Here is a 21,969-nt window from a genome sequence, read left to right as displayed (position 1 = left end):
GGTAAGCATAATATGTTTAACAACACCCACAGCGCCTCTGATTTAAGCGTACCAGTGTGGGTTTTTTTATGACTAAAACTTTTTCAAAAGACCCAAAAACATACCTAGAATTATTACAAAAGTTAGAATCTGATGGTCTAAAGATTACAGATCAGACAGCTGCACTACGCCACCTTAAACAGATCAGCTATTACCGATTAAAAGGCTATGGACTGGCTTTTCGACAATATGATGAAACTGGCAAAAGGTTAAGTACATATCAGCCTAATGTTGAGTTAGTTACTTTAATTCATATGAGTATGATTGATGCTGAATTACGTAGTCTGATTTTAGCGGCAATAGACCGTATTGAAGTCGAAGTAAGAAATGTTATTAATCATGAATTATCGATTAAGTATAATAGCTCTCATTGGTTCTTAGATGAAAATTTGTTCCAAAGCTCTGATCAATTTAAACATCAAGATTTTTTGGGTAAGATTAAGCAATTTACTGCTAAAAAAGCAGATGCTGGTAGTGAAAAAGAAAAGCTCAGAGAAACTTTCATACATCATTATTATCAGGCTTATGACACACCAGAATACCCGCCATGTTGGATGATTGCTGAGGTTTTACCTTTAGGCTCATGGTCTAAGTTATATGAGCATTTGGTGCAGAGTAAAGATCGTAAACAGGTTTCAAAACAGTTTGACTTGTCACCAGAGTTATTGGAGTCATGGTTACATGCGTTGACCTACTTACGCAATGTCTGTGCGCATCAAGGGCGTTTATTTAACAGAACATTTGCCTTTCCGCCTAAACAGGGTAAAAAAGCTCCTCTAAAGACCCAGCATCAACTCTATAATTATATCTGTATTTTATTCCTGTTCTTAAAGGAGTTTAATCATGAATATGATTGGTTAGAGCGCATTGAAGCAGTATTAAAGAAATGTCCAAATGAATTATTGAAATTTTATGGTTTTGATGAAAATTGGTTAGAGAAAGATGAAGACTATTGGATGAACTAAACCAAAATTTAGGAATCTCATAAAGTTATTTAAACAAAGTACAAGATAAAGTCATTTTAGGGTGAATGCGTGAATATTTATAATCCAAGGTTTCAAGAAGAATATAGTGGAAAGATTCCTGCTCTAACCTTGTTGACTAACTTAGGATGGTCATTCTTATCCCCATCACAGGCACTCGTTGCCCGTGATGGAAAACAAGACCAAGTGGTATTACGCCAAATCCTGCGTAAAGAACTTTCGAAACGTACTTTTCCATTTGCGGGTCAAGAATATCCACTATCGCCAAAATCAGTTGATAACTTAATTGCTGAAATATGTAGTCCTGCTTTGAATGAAGGGCTACTGACCGCCAACGAAAAAATGTATGACCATTTGTTCTACGGCATTCCTGTAACTGAATTTGTAAACGGGAAAAAAGTTAGCCCTACGATTCCATTGATTGATTGGCATAACATTCATAACAACGACTTTTCATACACTGAAGAATTTGCTGTCACACGCTCAGGTGGTGTAGATACACGTAGACCCGATATCATTTGCTTTGTAAATGGTATCCCTTTAGTTGTGATTGAAGCAAAACGCCCTGATAGTCAGGCAAAGAAAGGTCCAACGATTAATGAAGGGATTTCTCAAACGCTTCGTAATCAGCGACCTGATGAAATTCCTCATCTGTTTGCGTATAGCCAACTGCTACTCTCTATTAATGGATATGAAGGCCGTTACGGCACATGTAATACCCCTGCAAAATTTTGGGCAGCATGGCGAGAAGAAGATATTTCTGATGCAGAGATGTATGCGCTTAAAAATAAAAAATTAAGTTCTTCACAAAAACAGAGCCTATTTTCTTATCGTCCAGTCGATGACTTAAATTGGTATGAAAATTTAATTTCAGGTGGAGACTTAGCTGTTACAGGTCAAGATCAACTGCTGATTAGTCTATTAAAGCCTGAACGACTACTCGAAATTGTTCGCCTATATACTCTTTTCGATAAGAAAGCAGGAAAAATTGTTGCCCGTTATCAGCAAATCTTTGGTATCAAACGCCTCATTGAGCGTATTAGTACGAAGAACAGCAAAGGTGGACGCGAAGGTGGTGTCATTTGGCATACAACAGGCTCAGGTAAATCTTTTACGATGGTCTTTCTCAGTAAAGCCTTGATCTTGCATGAATCTTTAAAACAATGCCGTATCTTGGTTGTCACTGACCGTGTTGATTTAGAAGATCAACTGAGTAAAACCTTTGTATCAGGTGGTGAACTGGCAGGAAAAAAAGACAAGCAAAATGCCATGGCGACTTCAGGCAAACGCTTGGCTGAACAAATTGGTAAGGGTACAGAACGAATCATGTTCTCTTTGATTCAGAAGTTTAATTCTGCAACCAAGCTTCCTGAATGTGTTAACACGAGTTCAGACTTCATTGTCCTGATTGATGAAGGGCATCGAAGCCAAGGTGGTGAAAACCATGTACGTATGAAACTCGCACTGCCAAATGCGGCATTCGTGGCATTTACAGGTACGCCATTACTTAAAGATGAAAAGACCGTTAATAAGTTTGGTCCTATCGTTCATGCGTATACTATGCAAAGAGCGGTAGAAGATAAAACTGTAACGCCTTTGCTCTATGAAGAACGAATCCCTGATTTAGATGTCAATGAACGAGCGATTGATACGTGGTTTGAACGGATAACAGAAGGTTTAAACGATCAACAAAAAGCAGATTTAAAACGTAAATTTGCGAGAAAAGGTGAGATCTATACTGCGGACGATCGTATTCGTCTGATTGCGTTAGATATTGCCAATCACTTTGTGAAAAATATTGATGATGGTTTAAAAGGACAGCTTGCTTGTGATAGCAAGGCTTCAGCGATTAAGTATAAAAAGTACTTGGATGAAGCAGGCTTGTTTGAGTCTGCTGTGGTGATGAGTCCACCTGATAGTCGTGAAGGTAATACTGATGTTGATGAATCGACTACCCCTGAAGTGACCCAATGGTGGAAGGAGAATGTCGGCACTCAGGATGAGCAAGCCTATACCAAACAAGTGATTGAGCGTTTTGAAAAAGATGATTCGCTTAAATTGCTGATTGTGGTGGATAAGCTCTTAACAGGTTTTGATGAACCTAAAAATGCTGTTCTTTATATTGATAAAAATTTAAAACAGCACAATTTGATCCAAGCAATTGCGCGTGTAAACCGGCTTCATCCGATGAAAAAGTTTGGTTTATTGATCGACTATCGAGGTATTTTAAAAGAATTGGACGCCACAATTCTTGATTACCAAGATCTCGCTGCCCGTACCCAAGGTGGCTATGATATTAGTGATCTTACAGGTTTATATACGCAAATGAGTTCCGAATACAAACGATTACCTCGTTTGTATAAAGCACTTTGGGCAATTTTTGCTGATGTTAAAAATAAAAATGATCCAGAGCAGTTACGCCAAGTTTTAGTCCCTCGTATTGAAGAACGTGAGGGTGAGTTAGTCGATATTCACTTAAAAGTTCGCGATGATTTTTATGAAGCACTTACAGAATTTGCAAGTTGCTTAAAAGTTGCATTGCAGTCAGCAACCTTCTTTGAAGATAAAAGCTTTTCTGATACAGATCGTCAGCACTACAAAGAAACAGTCAAACTATTTACAAGCTTGCGTCAAATTGTGAAACGAGATGCTGGAGAGACTATTGACTACGATCAGTATTCTGAGCAAGTTAAAAAACTGATTGATAAGCATGTTGTGGGCATTGAAGTTAAGGACCCTGATGGGGTTTATGAAGTCGGCAAGATGGGTAAAATAGCTCAGCCTGAAGATTGGAGTGAAGAGAAAACACGTAATGAAACGGATATCATCAAAACTCGTGTAACGAAGATGATTGAGCAGCAATTGCGTGATGATCCTTATGCTCAGGAGGCTTTCTCTAAGCTGTTACGTCAAGTCATTGAGGATGCAGAGAAAGAATTCGATCACCCATTGAAGCAACACATGCTGTTTAGAGAGTTTGAAGAGCAAGTAGAAGCTCGTCGTTTAGATGAAATTCCTGATGTGTTCAGTGGTAATAAGCATGCTCAAGCTTATTATGGTGTCTTCAAGAAACTATTACCTGAAGCATTCTCGATAACAGATCAACAGAATCAAGATAAGTGGATTGAGCTTGCTTTCGAGGTTGATCGTTCTGTCATGAGCTCTGTAGCTGAAAACTCAATTAATCCACAAAATATTGAAGCGGATATCCGTAAAAAACTATTACCTCAGATGTTCCGTGAATGTAAATCCATTGGGAGTGGTATGGATCAAGCCAAAAAAATTGTGGAAATGATCGTACAAATTACTCGGGTCGGTTTGAATGGGCTCTAGGATGAATACGCTGCCAGAGAAAAAGTTAAGCATTGTATATGGTGATGAAGTTATCGATTTTGAGGTGCTTGAAAGTTCTAGTCGTTCTCAAAAAATACTGATTAAAGTCTATGCTGATTGTCGGGTAGTTGTATCAACACCGTTAAATACAGATGATAAAACAATCATTGAAGCGGTAAAGCAACGTAGTCGTTGGATCTATAAGCAATTACGAGAGTTTCGTGAACAAAGCAAATTTATCACGCCTCGCCAATATAAAAGTGGTGAAAGCCACTTTTATTTGGGTAAACAGTATCAATTGAAAGTGATTCAAGATGATACCAAGCCAAATGGTGTAAAACTTCTGAGGGGAAGATTGGAGCTAAATACCTTAGATACGGATATTGAAAGTATTAAATCTCATTTAAATGAATGGTACAGATCTCGAGCAAAAGTCATATTTGAAGTACGATTGAGGCAGATTCTTGAAAAAGCCTTATGGGTTGAAGCTAAGCCTGATATTCGACTCATGACAATGCGCACACAGTGGGGGAACTGTTCACCATCAGGTCTTCTTACACTGAACCCGCATCTAGTTAAAGCGCCCGCAATTTGCATTGATTATGTGATTTTGCATGAACTTTGTCATTTGGTTGAACATAATCATAGCGAGCGTTTCTATCAACTTCTAAGTCAAGTTATGCCTGATTGGGAGATAGTGAAAGTACGATTAGATAATATGGCAGCTAGGCTATTTAGTTAATGTATATAATGAAATGTACTAGCTCAGAACTGATCTGACAGTTACCCGTTTTTCAAAGATACTTCGTCATGTTATTAAATTTCTTCATTGATACTGAAACGGCTCATGAGGCTTTTAATAACATTTTGTTGTGTTGTTAAGTTATTCAAGCTATCAATATGTTCTTGCTCAATAATATCTAGTTGGCTCGCTATTTTGGGGTACTCATCTTTTAGCCCATTTATAAAATCCACCTCAAAGTTTTTTTTCACGATACTTTCTTGTACAAAATCCATTTTTTCACTTAAAGCTTTCGCTATATTTTCTTGTTTTTTGGTACTTCGATAATCACTCAGTCTTTCTGCTTCTGAATAAAGGTATGTATTCTTTTTCCGAGGGTTTATAACTTTTTTTAAATATCCACAATTAACAAGCACATTGATACCTTGATAGATCCGTTGCTTATTTTGTGTTGTGCGAAGGTGCTCATCTAAAACGTTTAAAATGAAATCTTTTGCTTCCCATTTCTCAATAGTGTGTTTTTCAAAAGTATTAAAAAATTTTGAATAGAATGGTAAAAGGCGATTTGACATTAGAAAACCCTAAATTGAAGCAATGAGGATTATAAGCCGTGGACTTATAAACATCAAAATTTGATAGTTCTATTTTTTGAACTATCGATTATTTATGAATGATTTAGCGGTATCAATTGGTCAATTAATACGCTTTACTCGGGAATCAAAAAAAATAAGTCAAGAAAACTTGGCATTACAATGTGGTATAGATCGAAGCTATTTAGGAAGAATTGAAAGAGGGGAAGTAAATATAACGATTAAAAAACTGTATGAAATTGCTTCAGCTCTAGATACTGATCCCAAAATTTTTTTACCTTGAAATACTATTCAGTAAATATGTATTCTTCCCTTAACTATTTAAATTTAAACTAATATCATGAAGAATCTTTTTAAAGAAAATATCTATAAATTGTGGTTTTTTTTATATAAGATTTTGAAAATACAGGATTTTGAATATAGAGGGCTTACTGATGGCGAAGTGGAAATTGCAAAAAAAGTATTTAATGACCTCATCAATTATAATGAAGTAAAAATTTTTAATATTCCTTATTTACCTTGGCAACCTAAAGACATATTGATGGCTCCAAATGGCAGGTTATTTGTAAGCCAGCAGGTTTTCGCTAAAGACTATTCAAAATGTTCAATTGTTATGCAAGGTGTATTTATTCATGAGCTCACCCATGTACTTCAATATCAAAAGCATACGAATGTAGTAGTTAAAGGCTTTATTTTACAGAGTGCTTATTATCTTAGTTTTAAGATGTATGATCCATATAAATACAAATTGATCAATGGAAAACGGTTTGAGCAATATAATATTGAGCAACAAGGTGATATTGCGCGCGACATTTTTTTTGAAAAAATCCCTAATATTATCATTCGAAGCTAATTAATCATGATCGGATTGACGGATTGGTATGATATTGCTTCCATTTAAGGCGTTGAGTTGTTTTTTGAGTTGATAATTTTCATAAAGTAACGAAATTTCTCTTCCCAATGCTTTTTCTAAGTCTTCACGGACAGTTTTCAATTCTTCTTGTATTTTTAAAAGCTTACGTTGATCAAGAGGCGTTATATTTTGTTCTTTTGCCGCACTGTCAATTGCTACAATTAGATCTGCAAATATTAATCTTGATTTCTTGATTGCTCCTTTACTACGACCAGCTTCTAAAGCTACAGAATCGTTAGAAATTTTCGTTCCAATATCTATACGAATAGGCTTATTTACTTTCAGTCGTTCAAGTGCTTCAAAATATTCAATAAGAGCTTCTGACATTCTATTCTGCACCCTTAAGTTCAATAATTTTATGCTTTGTTTCTTTAAGTATTTGTAAATGTGATACTTCAGTTCGATATTCTAGCGAGGTTATATCTAAAAAGTTAATCATTTTTTCTTGTGCTGTAATGACTTTTTCTAGCTTAGGTAGGCTGACAATTAAGTGTCTACAATTATCTTTTAAGCAATTAATTTGAAGCCAATTAGTCGCTGTAAAATTACAAGCTCCAACTTTGGTACAGCCGCCCATGATTGTTTCTTTATAGGAAATGTCGCCTTTTCTGAAACGTTGTAATGTTTGCTTGCGGTCAAATATTATCATTCCTTCTTCATTTTTAAGCGTATTTTCCATCCAATGTATATGACCACCATATAAAGGGGTATTAGACATTAAAACGTTAAAAATATACCCCAATGAGTTAGATTCTAATTGGGTCTGTTGCCATTCATTTGCAAAATGACTTTTATCGTCATTTATTAGATTTTTTGCAGATGTAGAACCTTTAGCATAATAACTGGTCATTTCATTGGTGATATGTTGTAACTGCCTTCGTAGAGAGGGTAAAGATACAAGACCTGATCTTTGAGCATAAAGTGCTAATGAACGACGTAATTGATGAGTAGTAAAAGGCCAATATTGCCCAATAAGAAAAATCTCTTCTGATCTCCATGCTCTGTGAGGATCAATTTGTTCAAGTTCTTCAACATCAGCCAATCTTATTTGGGGTATCAGTTTATCAACTACTTGTTTACTGTATAGAGTTCCAATGCGATATTGTTTAATTGTTGACTCAATCGGTTTACTTGAAAATCCAAAGTAACTCGCTGAAATAAACAGGGGATACTGAAAAATATCTGTGCTTTTTTGAATTCCTTGTTCATCAAGAATTTGGTAAATATGATCAGCAATTTTTTGAGCAATTCTGACGGCTTTTAAACCCTCAATACTTGTTATCCATTGGGTGGTCTTGGCATTTCCCTGGTTTAACTTAGTTGTTCTACCAATTATCAAATAATGTTTTTGTGAGTTCGAGATCACCTCTTTAATACATTGATAAGGGATAGTTTGTGCCTCTTCGTCTCGCATACCAGAAAAAGCTTGAATTACAAGTTTACAAATACACTGCGTTGCTGTAACTAAGCTAGAGATTTGCTTTATTGTGAATTGTCCAGTATGTTCATTAACGAAGTTTTTTAATGGTTCAGATACATTATCCAAAATTGAATGAAAATAAGCTCTTTTAGCTGAACAACTTAGTTTATATTCATAACATTCCAAAATTAATTGCATTAATTCATTTGATACTTTTTCCCACTCCTCTAAATAACATGTCCAATTTTTTAAAATTTCAGAATAGATTCTGGTAGGAATAGGGGCATGTTGATTTAAAGATGCTCTGTACTGTTTGTTCTGTTTTTGCAGTTGTCTTATTATTTCTGGTTCAATTATCTTGATTGCAAGATTTTGATAACTACTAGCAATTAGTAATAATAAAAGCGATGAAAGTGTTTCTATAAACCATCCTGAGTTCTGAGATCGAACGAATTCTAAAAATAATTTATTATTGCCGATGACTTCTTTTAACGTGGTGTGTTTACGTTCTGCAAATTTTGCAATATCACGAGTAATAGTTAGATAATTTCTTAATGTCCCAAAACTTAACGGGCTTTTATCTCTTAGCCAAATTAATATAAAGAAAATATGTTTAATTTCTTTGATTAATTCCTGTCTATTAGGGGTTAATTCACCTTGATCCCAATAGCTGAATAATAACGGACTTGGCTTGCCATCGGGGTGGTAAATGGTGAAGTCCCAAACAATGTCTCCATATAATGAAATTATAGCTCCTGTGGGTGATCTACTTACAACAAAATCATCCGATGGTAAACTATCATTCAATATATTGAAGGAATCAGGTGGAATATGATGTGAAGGAAATGTTAATTTTGCATCTAGATTTAAAATAGTCATATTATCCAATCTAACTCCATAAACATTTCAAGTTTTCTTGCCCAATAAATGTCAAGTTCCCCTTCTTCAACTTCAGACATAATTTTGTTTACAAGCGGTTCATTGTTTTTTTTAACATGGGTTATAATTAAATTAATTCTTTCAAAAATTGGTTTTGTTATTAAATCTTGTTCTTCCAAGTTTCCTATTAAATGTGCTGTTTTTTCAATACAATACCTACAACTTAATAATTTTCGAATATCAGTTTCATCTACGTGTATTCTATAATTCTGACAAAATAAGCAACCTTCGGGATTAATACAATTAGGTGTGTTTATTGAGTCGTTTTCCTGTGGAATTACAGGGTTTCCAAAGGAGGAGCATTTACCAATAGCACTCTGTAATAAGTGCTTTTGATCGTGATTAGGCGAAAGAATAACTTTAGATATGTTATGTAGAAAGTTTGATATCTCTTCCCAATGTGCACTTTCAGAACCTGCAATATAAGAAGATAAAACTGTTTTTTCTGTATTTTGTAAAATTAGTGCTGTTGTTGAAATGTCAGTATTTCGCACAAGCCAATCACTTTTTGCTGCACGCCATTCTCTTGATTGAATTGTGGGTAACAGAGGATCAATTCGCTTAATTGCTGAGTAAATACCATGCAAAGTAAATGATTTAACTTGTTTCGGGGTGCCTAAACCTCGTTCACCAGCAGTAAAAAACAAATATTCAAACTTTTGATTATTTAAAAGATAATTCCTTAATCTAATGAAATTTTTGAATCTAGGCATAAATCCTACAGGTATTTCAAAACTGCACTCTTTACCTGCAGCTCTCCATTTTATTGTTCTGAATAATTGATGAGTGCTAGATATATGAAATTCATTATCCCATTGCAAATTGAGTATTTGTGACCAATTCATTCCTGTTTGTGCAGTAAATAAAATAATAAAAGCATTCAGCGCAATAGTTCCAATGTGTATTCTTTGGCTATGCCTAAAATTTTGATTAGCCGCAATTAAATTATTTTCTGCATTTTTTAAAAGATGGTAAGTGTTTCTTTGATTTATAATGGGTTTTAGTCTTAATTTATCAATTTGTTCAATTGTGTTTAATATTCCTAATTGGTAGTTATAACCTAAACAAGTATTACGTTTGTCTAATGATTTAAGAGGATGAATAAACCATGACTCTGCAGGGAAAATCCAAAGCTTATTGTTTGGGAAATTTAAATATGTGGGCATGTTGAGTTCATGTGGATATTGTTTATGCTCAAGGATAAAAGAGACTATTCCATCAAAAATATTTTCACACAATGATAAGACTTTTGCCTGTGAATCTTCACTTGGAGGTTGTGTGCTTTTCTTGAGTTTTTGGTTTATTCGAATTATGTTCACACCAATGGCAAATTCATCATCTTCAAAAAAATCACATAAGAATGTAATAACTGAACTTTGTTGTCTTGAAGCACTATTTATTGTGATCTCGTCTCTTGAGACTTTTTCTTTTAAATATTGGGTGTACTGAATTAATGCTAGTTTAGCTATTTCTTTTTTATTTAATAGATCATAAAATTTATTCTGATCAGCCCAAAATACAAAGGCTACTGAACGTGAGATCATATCTCTAATAGTTTCAATACGTTTTCCACTATGGATAATATGTTCTGAAATAAAAGTTATAAGTCGGCGTACATCATCCTTGCGAGGTTCATACACAGAATCTATCTGTACAAGTCTTCCTTCATTTGAAATTCTTTTAACACCTAAATGTGATTTGGCTGTAGGTTGTCGAATTAAATAGCACAATGCACCTATATCAATGGTCTTACCCAGAGGAAATTTCACCACCACTTGTTCAGGGCGAAGAATTGTAATATTAGAATGAATTGGTAAATCATAGACTTGTATCATTCTTCGCTCTAAATTCATAATTTCTGATCCAAGTCAAGTGAGGTAACAATCTTAAATAGGTGATCATTATATGAGTCTGACACTTGTCTAATATGTTTTAAATTTTGTCGGTATTGTAGATATAAGTCTGTCGTTGCTGAGGATTCATGGCACATTCTAACTCTGACAAATTCACGAGCTTGGTGAAGACTTATTTGTCCTCTAGCAACATATTCTAGCTGTTCATCTGTTAGATTCATGCCAAAAGTAGCTCTTAAATCATGAAAGCGATATTTAAATTTTGGATTGTTCAATTGATTTTGAATATATGGAATTACTTTATCATTTATAAATTGCCTCACAGTTTGTCCATTCTTAGCATGATGAAGTGCAAAATTTTCATGAAAGTGTTTAATCTCCGCTTTAGACTGATAATAGGGTGTACCGCGATTACTTAAAAATAAATATTGATCATCTGAATCACCCAACAGTGATTTTTTTCTTCGTACCTGAGCATTTTCACTTTGTGAATAGATATGTAGTTTTTGGTAGAGCCAAAGAGGAATATGCAAAACTATTTTCTTATCATTTTTTGTGTCAATGCCTGTGCTAGGTCCTGCAGGAATTCTGATTTCCTTTAATTCTAAACCCTCCATATTGGTAAATACATGATGCAATCTCATAGTGAGAATAGTCTGAATTCGTGCACCACTTGCCAACCCTAAGAGGTGGATTAAAAGCATTTCAGTGTTCTTTAATGCAGATAGGGCCTCTAGTAAGTGAATTTGTTCATCTTTGGACAATGGTCGAAGTAGTCCACCATCATTAATGGTTTCAGCATATGGATTATTTGATTTAGTGACTTTGATAGAGACATCTGTTGACTTGATTTTTTTTGTAAAAGTTGAACCAAAATCATTTTTTAAATCTATAAAACGATCTGATTCTTTCCACATAGGAAATTCAGGCTTCAGTAAGTCTTCGTTTTTTAACCAACGATAAAATGAGATTACAGTACTCATTCTTCTACGGGCAGTGGAAAAGCTGATTTTTTCAGCTTCAATCATTGTTCGTAGATATGCTCTATAGCGATATGTAGGTCTATATAATTTGTTTTTATCGAAAGTAACCCAATTCACATTTGTATCATCTAAAAATTGCCTAAATGCGACTAAATCACTAGCTATATTTGAATAGGTTGCCATAACTACATTAAGACTATTTTTTATTCTATCTAAGATGTAAATATTAGCTTCAGCCCAAGGCACTCCATAACTATCAACAACTAGAGGATATAAATTAAATTGAACAGGTGACTTAGTTTCTCGTGTTCCATAAGTTGGATCATATTCAAAAGAGTTTTGTGTTATATGCGCAACGTGGTATTTGGTTTGTGTTGGTAGGGTTATTTCTGTTGCTTCAAAATGTGAAGGTTGCACAACTTTTGTCTGAGCAAATTTAGATAAGGTTATTTTTCTAGCCTTGTTTGTCATATTGAAGCCAAAGTCTTTTTATAGAAGTTGCCTTAAACCTTACAAAAAAATCTTAGTTAAATAAATATCTTAAATTGAAACAGGGTTTGTCCATTTTTTATTAAACTTATATTTGTTGTCATTTTATTTAAAACTTATAGATACCATCTCATGAATAAACAGGGCGCGATATCCTAAAGATGCTTTGGCATAGTCCGCTTTAAACAGTAAATTTCGTGCATGGATATCCCCCTGAGGCGCCATGACCACATGCGCCGATTGCCAAGGCAGAAAAGGATGATTCATCACTTTCACTTGCTCATATTGAATCAAATCACCAAACACACTGCGACACATGGATATTTCACCTGCCGTGAGGGATCGATATTTAAAACCTTCAAGTTTTAATAGTCGAATGAGTGTGTGAAAAAAGGGCAACATGATGAAAGGTGTCTAAAGCTCTAAAGGAATGTACATATTTACTATAACCTGAAAATACAATATCACGCTGATGCGATGTATTTAAAGAGCGATATTTTTGCATCTGCTACAGCGAAAAATCGGTTAGGGCGTTACAATTTAGTTTTCGGTCAAACAGATAGTCAGATGCAAGCACGGATCAATACTTTAATTTCTGAAATCAGCAAAAATATGTATGAACGTGAGCAGATTATTGCTTTGAGTTTGTTGGCTGGTGTTGCTGGTATGAATACCTTTTTATATGGTTTGCCCGGTACAGCAAAAAGTTTGATTTCGCGTCGAATTGCTTCTGCTTTTGAAGTCCATGACTATTTTGAATATTTAATGAATCGTTTCAGTACGCCGGAAGAAATTTTTGGACCGGTATCGATCAAAGCTTTAAAAGAAGATCAATATATACGTAAAACAGAACATTATTTACCACGGGCAGATTTTGCTTTTTTAGATGAAATTTGGAAAGCCAGTCCAGCGATTTTAAATACTTTACTGACCTTGGTGAATGAGCGGAGTTTTAAAAATGGTGACATTGTCCAAAAAGTTCCATTGAATGTTTTGGTTAGTGCATCGAATGAAATTCCCGAACCAAATCAAGGTCTAGATGCATTGTATGATCGTTTTATTTTGCGTTTAGAAGTGCCGCCGATTGCTATTGCAGAAAACTTCCATGCACTATTAGAGGCCAAACCGAGTCAAGTCAGTGTTGAAGTCGATGCAACTTTAAAAATAACAAAAGCAGAGTTACAAGATTGGCGGGAACAGATTTATCAGGTGGAATTACCCGAATCGATTTTAAATCTGTTTGATCAACTTAAAAATCGACTCAATCATAACTTTGAAGATCACGTGGTCTATGTCTCTGACCGTCGTTGGCAACGTGTGGCTTATTTAGTCAAAGCCTGTGCATTTTTAAATGATCGTTCATCGGTGATTTTGAGTGATTTATTAATTTTAAAACATTGCTTATGGAATCAGCCTGAAGACATTGGTTTTGTTTCACAGCAGATAGATGAAGTATTGGCTGAAAATGGCTTAAATTATGGGTTGCAGTTCGAACAGCATGTGGCAGAGAAGGATGCACTTGAACAGCGGGTGCTCAATCATTTTTATTATACCGATGATGTCTATGAGAGTTATTTAATTCATGGCACTGACTACTTACGTGCAGTGACCAATCTAGATCGACACTATAAAGATAAAGTGTTGTATCTCGAACTGGATAAAATGGATACGAAAAAGGACTTCTTTGCCTTAGATGATACTGGTGAAGAAGTGCGTGGCATCGTATGTAATTTTAATGGTTCAAGAGTATGTACGTTAAAAGGTGGTTATTACGGCTTAGAAGAAGTGGTGACACCGTATATAAAACATACCAAAGGTAGTCCACGCAGCTCTCTTTCAGCACAAAGCCAATATGAGCTGTTACACGAAGTTCAACAGATCAAAGCACATTTTCAAACAGAATTGGATCTGTTGACGGAACGCTTTAACAGCCAAAAGCATCAGTTTAAATCGGTCTTTGTCACTGAACAGGATATTCAACATTTATTTCAATCTATTGAGCAGCAATTGGCAAGATATCAATTGCAGTTGCAAGATTGTGAGCGCTTGGAACAGTTATGTCGCAATTAAAACCGACACGACAACAAACCCAATCGGCGCTCGATGAATTAAGTTCGCAACTTTATGATGAATTAAAACAATCCAGCTTAAAACATTGGTTGGATGATCATAAAGTTGCAAAAAAGCTCGATCAAAAAATTCAGGAATGGGCCTTTCAGGCAAAGTCGAGTTTAGATCAGCAGCATCCCTATGCAGTGGTACAGCAACAATTGGAACATTGGCTTGCGTTAAAGCATTGGGAACAGGGTGATTTTGTTCAATTCCACACTGAATATGCCGCCTTCAGGCAAACCTTGGGGATTCCAGAATTCACTGAAATGTGGCAACAGAGCCAACAGTCGTTGCTGACCGAGCAGCAGCGTCAATTACAAATTGAGCTATTCAAAGGCAAATGGCAGCGCAAATTGACCGAAGCTATTGCACATTGGGAGTTTGAGCAACTCCGTCTACAACGAGATGCCTTTTTAGATGAAATCAAAGATTTTCTCGCGACATTGTCGAAAATGGTTAAGCACCATGACAGTGTTGGGTTTGAAACAGGGATTTTTCTGGACTATTCCAAAGGACAATTAACAGAGCACGATGTACAGAACTTTGAGCAATGGGCGAATTATCTCGAGCATGATCGGGCGCTTAAACGTTTATGTCAAATGATCGGAAGCGCACAGCCGAATATACCACGTAAGCGGATTTCTGCTCAGTTAGAACAAGAGCCACAGCAGCTTATTCACACCCCGATGGCGCAAGAGGAAATTACTGGAATTAAATTGGCACAAGAAATCAGTATGGCTTTACCTAGCGAGTTGGCGCTATTAGCCGATCCAGACTTGCAGGTTTTATTTGATTTGAAATATTTAGAATCTAACCTGATGAGTTTTAATCGACAAGGTCAGCAACAGGGACGGGTGATCGAAGACCCACGCCATACACAGCGTCGAGTCGGACAAAAAGGCCCGATGATTGTCTGCTTAGATACCAGTGGCTCAATGAATGGGCAACCTGAACTGATTTCCAAAGCGATTTGTTTGTATTTATCTATTCGAGCGCTAAAAGAAAAGCGAGCGATGTATTTGGTGAATTTCTCGACCAATTTAACCGCGCTGAATTTACAGCGTAACAGCGCTTTGGATGATGTTATTCACTTTTTAGGGCAGTCATTTCATGGGGGAACCGATATTATCCCTGCGATGAATCATGCCGTGGACATGCTGAAACAACCGAATTTTGTACATGCCGATGTGGTGGTGATTTCCGACTTTATAATGGGTCAACTGACTGAAGAACTCATGCAAGAGATCACACATTTGAAGCAGCAGGGCAATGGATTCTATGCTGTTGCTATCGGTAATTTTAAACTGGATCATTTAGACGACAGCCTGTTTGATCATCAATGGGTGTATCAATCTGCGACCGGTGAAGTGCAAAAAATCCAATAATCATCACTCAATCAAAATACGCCATGACCTTTAATGACAAGCTTTTGAGCCATACAACACCGATGTTTTAAAGATTGTCTGACAAAGAAAATATTTGAGCATTTTTGCAAATTGAGAGGTCGGTTTTGCTAATGGCCTAGTGATCTATCTCACTTAATTTGATCCTCAATCTATGTGTTTTTACTTCAATCGACATGAAGTCAATGAAGGGGAAACACCCAAATTGAGAGCAAAATCATGAGCGCTTTTCAACCGATAAAAAAAACTTTAGCACGCGTATTTGCAGGCCCTGTCTTTGACCCAACAAAACAGTCTGCCGTTGTTCCTATTCGTCATATGAAATTTGATTTTGAACCAGAAAAAATTGATCCAAAATTTTATATGAATGCAGAATTGGCCAGTGCCTATTTTGCTTCTTTATCTATTTTCTTAACCCGTGGCGAAGATTTGGTGATTGATACTGCTCGATATCATCGCGACTTTATTCAAGATCCTGTATTAAGACAACGTGTCACGTCGTTGATTGGGCAAGAGGCTATTCATTCACGTATGCATGAAGAAATGAATGAGGCGTATCGTGCAAGAAATCTGCCTGTGCAATTTTTTAGAAAGTTAGAACACTACGTCTTTGCCTATGGTTTTGAACGTATGCCACAGCCAATGAAGTTATCCTTAATGGCAGCAATTGAGCATTTCACCGCAGTGCTTGCGGAATACATGATGAATCATGAAGAAATCTTTTTTAATTCAATAGATGAAAAGCAGCGCGCCATTTGGATGTGGCATATGTTGGAAGAGTCTGAACACAAAGACATTGCCTATGATGTTTATCAAGAATTATCAGGTAATTATGCTTTACGTATTGCTGGCTTTTTCCCTGCATTAATTACCATTTTGGGTTTGATTTCAATTGGTGCATCGATTGTCCCTTTCTACAGAAAGCCATCAAATTTGATTAGCCTAAGCTACTGGAAAGATGTTCCGCGCAGTTTCCAACTGATTTTTGGTCTAAGAGATGGTGTTTATGGCAGCAGCCTCGGGCATATTTTTGATTATTTACGACCAAGTTTTCACCCAAATGATCATGACACTTCTGCATTTCTTGAATATTACAAAAAGCGATTGCTGAACCCTGTTGATGGTGTGTTAACACCTTATTTTGTCAAAGAATTTACCCCAGCATTAAAACGATAAAAGGACAAAACCATGGGTCTATTTGGAAAAAAGAATAAGCCAAGTGAAAACGCCTACGCGGTGGTTACTGGTGCAGGCAGTGGTATAGGAAGAAGCTTTGCTTTGGAGTTGGCACGTCGTGGTGGGACAGTGGTCTGTGCCGATATTCATCTAGAAGCAGCGCAAGAAACGGTTGATCAAATTCAATCCATGACCTCATCAAATGCTTATGCAGTGCAGTGTGATGTAGGTAAGGCTGAAGAAGTTAAAGCACTGTCAGAGCAAGCTGAGCAGTTGATGGGGCATGCTGTGACCTTGGTGATCAATAATGCAGGCGTCGGGCTGGGTGGTAAATTTGATGAACTGAGTTTAGACGACTGGCAGTGGTGTATGCATGTCAATTTGTGGGGTGTGGTGCATGGCTGCCATTATTTTGTACCCAAGTTGAAACAAAATAAGCAGGGGGGCGCGATTATTAATGTTGCTTCTGCTGCGGCATATACCGCTGCACCGGAAATGACAGCATATAACGTGACGAAGTCGAGTGTGTTGGCATTGTCTGAAACTTTATCGGCAGAGCTTAGATCGGCAAATATCCGTGTGAATGTACTATGCCCAACTTTGGTGCCGACTAATATCATGAAAAATGGACGCTTGCCCAATCGATATTCAGGCTTGGCTGATCAACTGCTGATGAATCATGCATTTACGACGAGCCACGATGTCGTCGATTTGACATTGAATAATTTAGATGCAGGGAAGTTGTATACCATTCCGCAACCTGATGCCAAATTATTTTGGTGGTTAAAGCGTCTATCCCCGCAAACCTATACCCGCTTATTGGGGGTGGGTTATCCCTTATTTAACAACTATATTAAAAAGTCGGGAGCAAAAGCATGAATATGCCGACACAATTACATGACGAAGATGTAAAAGCATTAGATCAAGAGAAAACTCAAACTAAAAAGGCAACAACGCAAACTAATGTACGTCGTCCTGTAACGTCTTCTGCCAAAGCAAAAAAAGCAGTACAAGACCAATCAGAGCTAGAGCCTAGCCTAGAAAAACCAAGCGTAGAAAATCAAGTGCGTGTCTACGATACCATCGTGATTGGTGCGGGGATATCAGGTTTAGCTGCTGCTCATCAAATGAATGGACGGGGTTATACCGATTATGTGGTTTTAGAAAAAGCCAATCGCGTGGGAGGAACATGGCGCGACAACACCTATCCAGGTTGTGGATGTGATGTTCCTTCGGCGTTGTATTCTTTTTCATTTGCGCCGAGTCATAAATGGAGTCATTTATTTGCCAAGCAACCTGAGATTCTGAACTACTTAGAGGATGTGGCAGAGCAGCATGGGCTTTATCATAACATTCAGTTCAACTGTGAATTGATTGCAGCGGAATGGAATGAGGAATTAAAGCAATGGCAATTGGAGACGAGCAAAGGTAAGTATGCGGCGAGAATGGTAATTTTTTCCACTGGGCCGATTACTGAACCTCAAATTCCAAAAATTAAAGGTATTGAAAGCTTTGAAGGTGAAATGTTCCATTCTGCGCGATGGAACCATGCCTATGACTTAAAAGATAAACGTATTGCGGTGATTGGTACGGGGGCATCTGCGATTCAGTTTATTCCTCAGATTCAACCTATTGCCAAAAGTGTGGTGGTGTTTCAACGTACCGCACCATGGGTATTGCCAAAAGCAGATTTGCCACTGAATGACCGTGCGAAAGGCATCATTACCCGCTTTCCAACAGTACAAGAAACTTGGCGCAAAAGTGTGGCCGGTATATTAAATGGTATTAATTTAGGACTACGTAATCCTTCGCTTTTAGAGCCTGTGAATTATTTGGGTCGTCAGTTGTTAAAAACACAAATTCAAGATGCTGAATTACGTGAAAAAGTTACACCAAACTTTTCTATTGGTTGTAAGCGTCTTTTATTTGCCAATAACTATTATCCTGCTTTGCAGCAAGCCAATGTCGAACTTGTACCACATGGTTTAGTTGAAATAGACGGTAATACTGTTATTGCTGCGAATGGTGAACGTCATGAAGTCGATGTCATTATTTGGGGCACAGGTTTTGAAGTTTCTCATCCGCCGATTGGACAACGTGTAAAAAATGCCAAAGGGGAATTATTGTCAGAACTTTGGAAAAACAGCTCTCCTGAAGCATTTTTGGGTACCAGTATCGCGCAAGTACCTAATGCCTTCTTGGTGCTCGGGCCAAATATTTTGGTTTATGACTCATTCATTGGGATTGCAGAAGCACAGGTTGGGTATATCGTCGATGCCTTGGTAAAAATGAAACAAGAGAAGATACAACGGCTTGAAATTAAGCCAAATGTATTGGCCTATCACAATGCAAAAGTACAGACGCATTTACAGACTACAGTCTTTAATAGTGGCGGTTGTAAGAGTTATTACTTAGATGCCAATGGGCGCAATTTTGCAGCTTGGCCGTGGTCACTGAAACAGTTAAAGCAGCGTCTTAAACAGGTAGACTTGGCAGACTATGAGACGGTTGCTTAGAGAAGGTTGCTTAATAAAAGTTATTTAACTCAATAAGCCAAAATAAAGCATCATCAATATTTAAACCTTTTGTTTACAGCCTAATTTCTACGTGGAATTAGGCTTTTTTTATGACGCTATCTGATGAAACAGTGTGAGATTTTCTAGAAAATGGCGATTTAAAATACATTCAGCAATATACACCATACTTTATAGCTTGTGATGCATCGTTTTATCTAATGATTGAGTTGGAAAATTCAGTCAGATGGGGCTGTTCAATAGCGCAAAATAATTCTAGCTGCATAAAAAAACCGCCCCAAAGGGACGGTTTTTAGATTCGCACAATTCTTTCGAATTAACGACCTTGGATATCGCGTTGAGTTTCGCCAGTGTAAAGCTGACGAGGACGACCGATTTTGTAAGGTGCGCTGTGCATTTCTAACCAGTGGCTGATCCAACCAACAGTACGTGCAAGAGCGAAGATTACAGTAAACATTTCTGTTGGGATACCAATCGCTTTAAGGATGATACCTGAGTAGAAGTCTACGTTAGGGTATAGGTTACGTTTGATGAAGTATTCGTCAGAAAGCGCAATACGTTCAAGTTCCATAGCCAAAGCAAGTTGTGGATCGTTGATACCAAGTGCAGTTAACACTTCGTCACAAGTCTCTTTCATTACTTTCGCACGTGGATCGAAGTTTTTGTAAACTCGGTGACCGAAGCCCATAAGTTTAACTTCTTTAGTTTTCACTTTTTCCATGAACGGAGCAACGTTTTCTACAGTGCCGATTTCATCAAGCATCTTAAGAACAGCTTCGTTCGCGCCGCCGTGAGCAGGTCCCCATAGAGCCGCGATACCCGCAGCGATACATGCGTATGGGTTAGCGCCAGTAGAACCAGCAAGACGTACTGTAGAAGTAGACGCGTTTTGTTCGTGGTCAGCATGAAGCGTGAAGATACGGTCCATTGCTTTAGCAAGAATAGGGTCAACTTTGTAATCACGGTCTGCAGGAGTAGCAAACATCATGTACAAGAAGTTTTCTGCGTAGCTTAAGTCGTTACGTGGGTAAACGAATGGTTGGCCTACTGTGTATTTGTAAGTCCAAGCAGCTAAAGTAGGAACTTTAGCGATTAAGCGAATAGCAGTGATTTCGCGGTGGTCAATGTTTTCAACATCGAAACCGTTGTGATAGAACGCAGAAAGCGCACCAACAACACCACACATGATCGCCATAGGGTGAGCGTCACGACGGAAACCATTGAAGAAACGGCCAACTTGATCGTGAACCATAGTGTGGTTACGAACTTTAGCATCGAATTCTTGTTTTTGTTCAGCAGTAGGAAGCTCGCCGTTCAAAAGAAGGTAGCAAGTTTCTAAGTAGTCTGCTTTAGTAGCAAGCTGGTCGATTGGGTAGCCACGGTGTAGAAGAACACCTTTACCGCCGTCAATGAAAGTGATTTTAGATTCACAAGCAGCCGTTGAGACAAAACCAGGATCAAAAGTAAAGTGACCTGCGGCCAACACATCTTTAACGTCAATTACATCTGGGCCTAGAGTGCCACTGTAAATTGGTAAGTCAATTTCTTTGCCATCAAGCTGTAAAACGGCTTTTTTGCCAGTTGCTTCAGACATTCAATAGATCTCCTGTCCTGGTGAATGTTTTATCTGACTCAGTACTAATCTTTTAATGCGAGAATCAGACAGATCAAAAATTTGCTCTAAGATTAGAGGGAACTGAAATTTTGTCAATTATACTTATGGATATAAATTGAGGATCATTCCTTGAAATGAAGCACAATTCATACGCTTAAAAAATGAGTAAAATCACAGTGCCGACGCAGTATAATAAGTCAATTTGCAGGGGAGGTGCAGATTAAAAAAAGCCTATTGCCTTAATTGTAAGCAATTTTTAATTCTCAAAAACTCTGAAACAAATATGAATTACAAGACCGCTATTTCATTAAATTATTATAATTTTCGTAACTTACACACATCTGTGGCTCTAAATTGCTTTTTTCTTATTCATAATTAAAACGACTTAATCGTACTTAAAAAAAAAGTTCGTTTGGTTAAAAAATAGTTAATTAAACGCCTTTAAAAGATCAATAAATGAACATTTTTGTCATTGGAAAGGTAAAAAATGGAGTTTTATTAAACAGATTTGCTGTTGCTGAGATTTTTATGCACAGACTAAGTACTTATTTCGTTTCATGATCTTTCAGTTTTATCATTTGAGAAAATAATGCACATTTATTTTTATGATTATGGCTTGGCGAATGTGTTGGAAGATTTTAAAATGTAGTGGGAAAAGAAAGATTTAGATTTGTTCATCTTTAGTCTAAAAGTTTAAATCGCCATATACACACAAAAACAATAAGTGAAACTTACATTTAACTGATTAAAACCAATAACATAGTATGATTTTCTTAGATGAATAAGGTATTTGTTTTTAGAGAAGTTATTGTTAATGATTCTTATTTAAGGATATTTTGCAAAAT

16 protein-coding genes and 1 pseudogene are annotated in these 21,969 nt (G+C 36.8%); 10 read left to right on the top strand and 7 right to left on the bottom strand.

Annotation, left to right across the window (positions count from 1 at the left end; all coding sequences use genetic code 11):
* The first annotated feature begins 68 nt into the window (after nt 1–68).
* The 3 genes from AVJ20_RS05250 (at nt 69) to AVJ20_RS05240 (ending at nt 5,097) form a co-directional block, all read left to right on the top strand.
* Nucleotides 69–1,004 carry an Abi family protein gene (locus tag AVJ20_RS05250; protein ID WP_111884414.1) on the top strand — a complete coding sequence of 312 codons (936 nt, stop codon included), beginning with the start codon at nt 69–71 and terminating at the stop codon, nt 1,002–1,004.
* 69 nt (nt 1,005–1,073) lie between these two features.
* Entirely contained in the window at nt 1,074–4,355 is a 3,282-nt protein-coding gene (locus tag AVJ20_RS05245; RefSeq protein ID WP_111884413.1) for a type I restriction endonuclease subunit R, read from the top strand.
* A 1-nt stretch (nt 4,356) separates the two neighbouring features.
* Nucleotides 4,357–5,097, top strand: coding sequence for a M48 family metallopeptidase (locus AVJ20_RS05240; RefSeq protein WP_081406342.1), 741 nt, complete (start codon nt 4,357–4,359; stop codon nt 5,095–5,097).
* Nucleotides 5,098–5,171: 74 nt separating this feature from the next.
* On the opposite strand, the gene AVJ20_RS05235 is transcribed toward AVJ20_RS05240, so the two are convergent.
* Complete coding sequence (locus AVJ20_RS05235) at nt 5,172–5,669, bottom strand: hypothetical protein (protein ID WP_111884412.1); 498 nt, start codon at nt 5,667–5,669, stop codon at nt 5,172–5,174.
* 94 nt (nt 5,670–5,763) lie between these two features.
* Here AVJ20_RS05235 and AVJ20_RS05230 point away from each other — a divergent pair, with 94 nt between their 5' ends.
* Both AVJ20_RS05230 and AVJ20_RS05225 read left to right on the top strand, forming a co-directional pair.
* Nucleotides 5,764–5,970 (top strand): helix-turn-helix domain-containing protein, encoded by a 207-nt coding sequence (locus tag AVJ20_RS05230; protein WP_081406341.1) that lies wholly within the window; start codon nt 5,764–5,766, stop codon nt 5,968–5,970.
* 57 nt (nt 5,971–6,027) lie between these two features.
* On the top strand, nt 6,028–6,540 hold the full coding sequence (locus tag AVJ20_RS05225; RefSeq protein WP_064095645.1) for a hypothetical protein: 513 nt from the start codon (nt 6,028–6,030) through the stop codon (nt 6,538–6,540).
* Here AVJ20_RS05225 and AVJ20_RS05220 read toward each other — a convergent pair whose 3' ends face one another.
* The 5 genes and pseudogenes from AVJ20_RS05220 to AVJ20_RS05200 form a co-directional block, all read right to left on the bottom strand.
* Nucleotides 6,541–6,927, bottom strand: a complete 387-nt coding sequence (locus AVJ20_RS05220; protein WP_064095644.1) for a hypothetical protein — start codon at nt 6,925–6,927, stop codon at nt 6,541–6,543.
* A gap of 1 nt (nt 6,928) precedes the next feature.
* Nucleotides 6,929–8,899, bottom strand: coding sequence for a hypothetical protein (locus AVJ20_RS05215; protein WP_064095643.1), 1,971 nt, complete (start codon nt 8,897–8,899; stop codon nt 6,929–6,931).
* Nucleotides 8,896–10,812: a hypothetical protein gene (locus tag AVJ20_RS05210; protein ID WP_111884411.1), complete on the bottom strand. Its 1,917-nt coding sequence runs from the start codon at nt 10,810–10,812 to the stop codon at nt 8,896–8,898. The genes AVJ20_RS05215 and AVJ20_RS05210 overlap by 4 nt, the downstream gene beginning before the upstream one ends.
* Nucleotides 10,809–12,266, bottom strand: coding sequence for a site-specific integrase (locus AVJ20_RS05205; RefSeq protein WP_111884410.1), 1,458 nt, complete (start codon nt 12,264–12,266; stop codon nt 10,809–10,811). Before AVJ20_RS05205 ends, AVJ20_RS05210 begins: the two co-directional genes overlap by 4 nt.
* Before the next feature lie 135 nt (nt 12,267–12,401).
* Nucleotides 12,402–12,686, bottom strand: a pseudogene (locus AVJ20_RS05200) (hypothetical protein); the annotation flags it as partial.
* A 75-nt stretch (nt 12,687–12,761) separates the two neighbouring features.
* Here AVJ20_RS05200 and AVJ20_RS05195 point away from each other — a divergent pair.
* The 5 genes from AVJ20_RS05195 to AVJ20_RS05175 all read left to right on the top strand — a co-directional run bounded on the left by AVJ20_RS05195 (nt 12,762) and on the right by AVJ20_RS05175 (nt 19,491).
* On the top strand, nt 12,762–14,354 hold the full coding sequence (locus AVJ20_RS05195; protein ID WP_228157162.1) for an AAA family ATPase: 1,593 nt from the start codon (nt 12,762–12,764) through the stop codon (nt 14,352–14,354).
* Nucleotides 14,342–15,781 (top strand): VWA domain-containing protein, encoded by a 1,440-nt coding sequence (locus tag AVJ20_RS05190; RefSeq protein WP_111884408.1) that lies wholly within the window; start codon nt 14,342–14,344, stop codon nt 15,779–15,781. Before AVJ20_RS05195 ends, AVJ20_RS05190 begins: the two co-directional genes overlap by 13 nt.
* Nucleotides 15,782–16,018: 237 nt before the next feature.
* A complete protein-coding gene (locus tag AVJ20_RS05185; RefSeq protein WP_111884407.1) occupies nt 16,019–16,975 on the top strand; it encodes a metal-dependent hydrolase in 957 nt (318 codons plus the stop codon).
* Between the two features lie 12 nt (nt 16,976–16,987).
* Entirely contained in the window at nt 16,988–17,854 is an 867-nt protein-coding gene (locus AVJ20_RS05180; RefSeq protein ID WP_111884406.1) for an SDR family NAD(P)-dependent oxidoreductase, read from the top strand.
* Nucleotides 17,851–19,491, top strand: a complete 1,641-nt coding sequence (locus AVJ20_RS05175; protein WP_416240537.1) for a flavin-containing monooxygenase — start codon at nt 17,851–17,853, stop codon at nt 19,489–19,491. The genes AVJ20_RS05180 and AVJ20_RS05175 overlap by 4 nt, the downstream gene beginning before the upstream one ends.
* A gap of 334 nt (nt 19,492–19,825) precedes the next feature.
* Here AVJ20_RS05175 and gltA read toward each other — a convergent pair whose 3' ends face one another.
* Nucleotides 19,826–21,103: a citrate synthase gene (gltA, locus tag AVJ20_RS05170; protein ID WP_078189909.1), complete on the bottom strand. Its 1,278-nt coding sequence runs from the start codon at nt 21,101–21,103 to the stop codon at nt 19,826–19,828.
* Nucleotides 21,104–21,969 lie beyond the last annotated feature (866 nt).

This window comes from Acinetobacter sp. CFCC 11171 (genome assembly GCF_003268405.1).
GTDB classification, from domain to species: domain Bacteria; phylum Pseudomonadota; class Gammaproteobacteria; order Pseudomonadales; family Moraxellaceae; genus Acinetobacter; species Acinetobacter amyesii.
Note: the sequence above shows the minus strand (reverse complement) of the source record. Positions and strands in the feature narration are given on the sequence as shown.

What these genes read in the sequence shown, in the direction of transcription:
- AVJ20_RS05220 (WP_064095644.1), bottom strand. Translation starts at nt 6,927, where the DNA reads ATGTCAGAAGCTCTTATTGAATATTTTGAAGCACTTGAACGACTGAAA.
- AVJ20_RS05210 (WP_111884411.1), bottom strand. Translation starts at nt 10,812, where the DNA reads ATGAATTTAGAGCGAAGAATGATACAAGTCTATGATTTACCAATTCAT.
- AVJ20_RS05185 (WP_111884407.1), top strand. Translation starts at nt 16,019, where the DNA reads ATGAGCGCTTTTCAACCGATAAAAAAAACTTTAGCACGCGTATTTGCA.
- AVJ20_RS05175 (WP_416240537.1), top strand. Translation starts at nt 17,851, where the DNA reads ATGAATATGCCGACACAATTACATGACGAAGATGTAAAAGCATTAGAT.
- AVJ20_RS05195 (WP_228157162.1), top strand. Translation starts at nt 12,762, where the DNA reads ATGTATTTAAAGAGCGATATTTTTGCATCTGCTACAGCGAAAAATCGG.
- AVJ20_RS05235 (WP_111884412.1), bottom strand. Translation starts at nt 5,669, where the DNA reads ATGTCAAATCGCCTTTTACCATTCTATTCAAAATTTTTTAATACTTTT.
- AVJ20_RS05215 (WP_064095643.1), bottom strand. Translation starts at nt 8,899, where the DNA reads ATGACTATTTTAAATCTAGATGCAAAATTAACATTTCCTTCACATCAT.
- AVJ20_RS05205 (WP_111884410.1), bottom strand. Translation starts at nt 12,266, where the DNA reads ATGACAAACAAGGCTAGAAAAATAACCTTATCTAAATTTGCTCAGACA.
- AVJ20_RS05230 (WP_081406341.1), top strand. Translation starts at nt 5,764, where the DNA reads ATGAATGATTTAGCGGTATCAATTGGTCAATTAATACGCTTTACTCGG.
- AVJ20_RS05225 (WP_064095645.1), top strand. Translation starts at nt 6,028, where the DNA reads ATGAAGAATCTTTTTAAAGAAAATATCTATAAATTGTGGTTTTTTTTA.
- AVJ20_RS05250 (WP_111884414.1), top strand. Translation starts at nt 69, where the DNA reads ATGACTAAAACTTTTTCAAAAGACCCAAAAACATACCTAGAATTATTA.
- AVJ20_RS05180 (WP_111884406.1), top strand. Translation starts at nt 16,988, where the DNA reads ATGGGTCTATTTGGAAAAAAGAATAAGCCAAGTGAAAACGCCTACGCG.
- AVJ20_RS05190 (WP_111884408.1), top strand. Translation starts at nt 14,342, where the DNA reads ATGTCGCAATTAAAACCGACACGACAACAAACCCAATCGGCGCTCGAT.
- gltA (WP_078189909.1), bottom strand. Translation starts at nt 21,103, where the DNA reads ATGTCTGAAGCAACTGGCAAAAAAGCCGTTTTACAGCTTGATGGCAAA.
- AVJ20_RS05240 (WP_081406342.1), top strand. Translation starts at nt 4,357, where the DNA reads ATGAATACGCTGCCAGAGAAAAAGTTAAGCATTGTATATGGTGATGAA.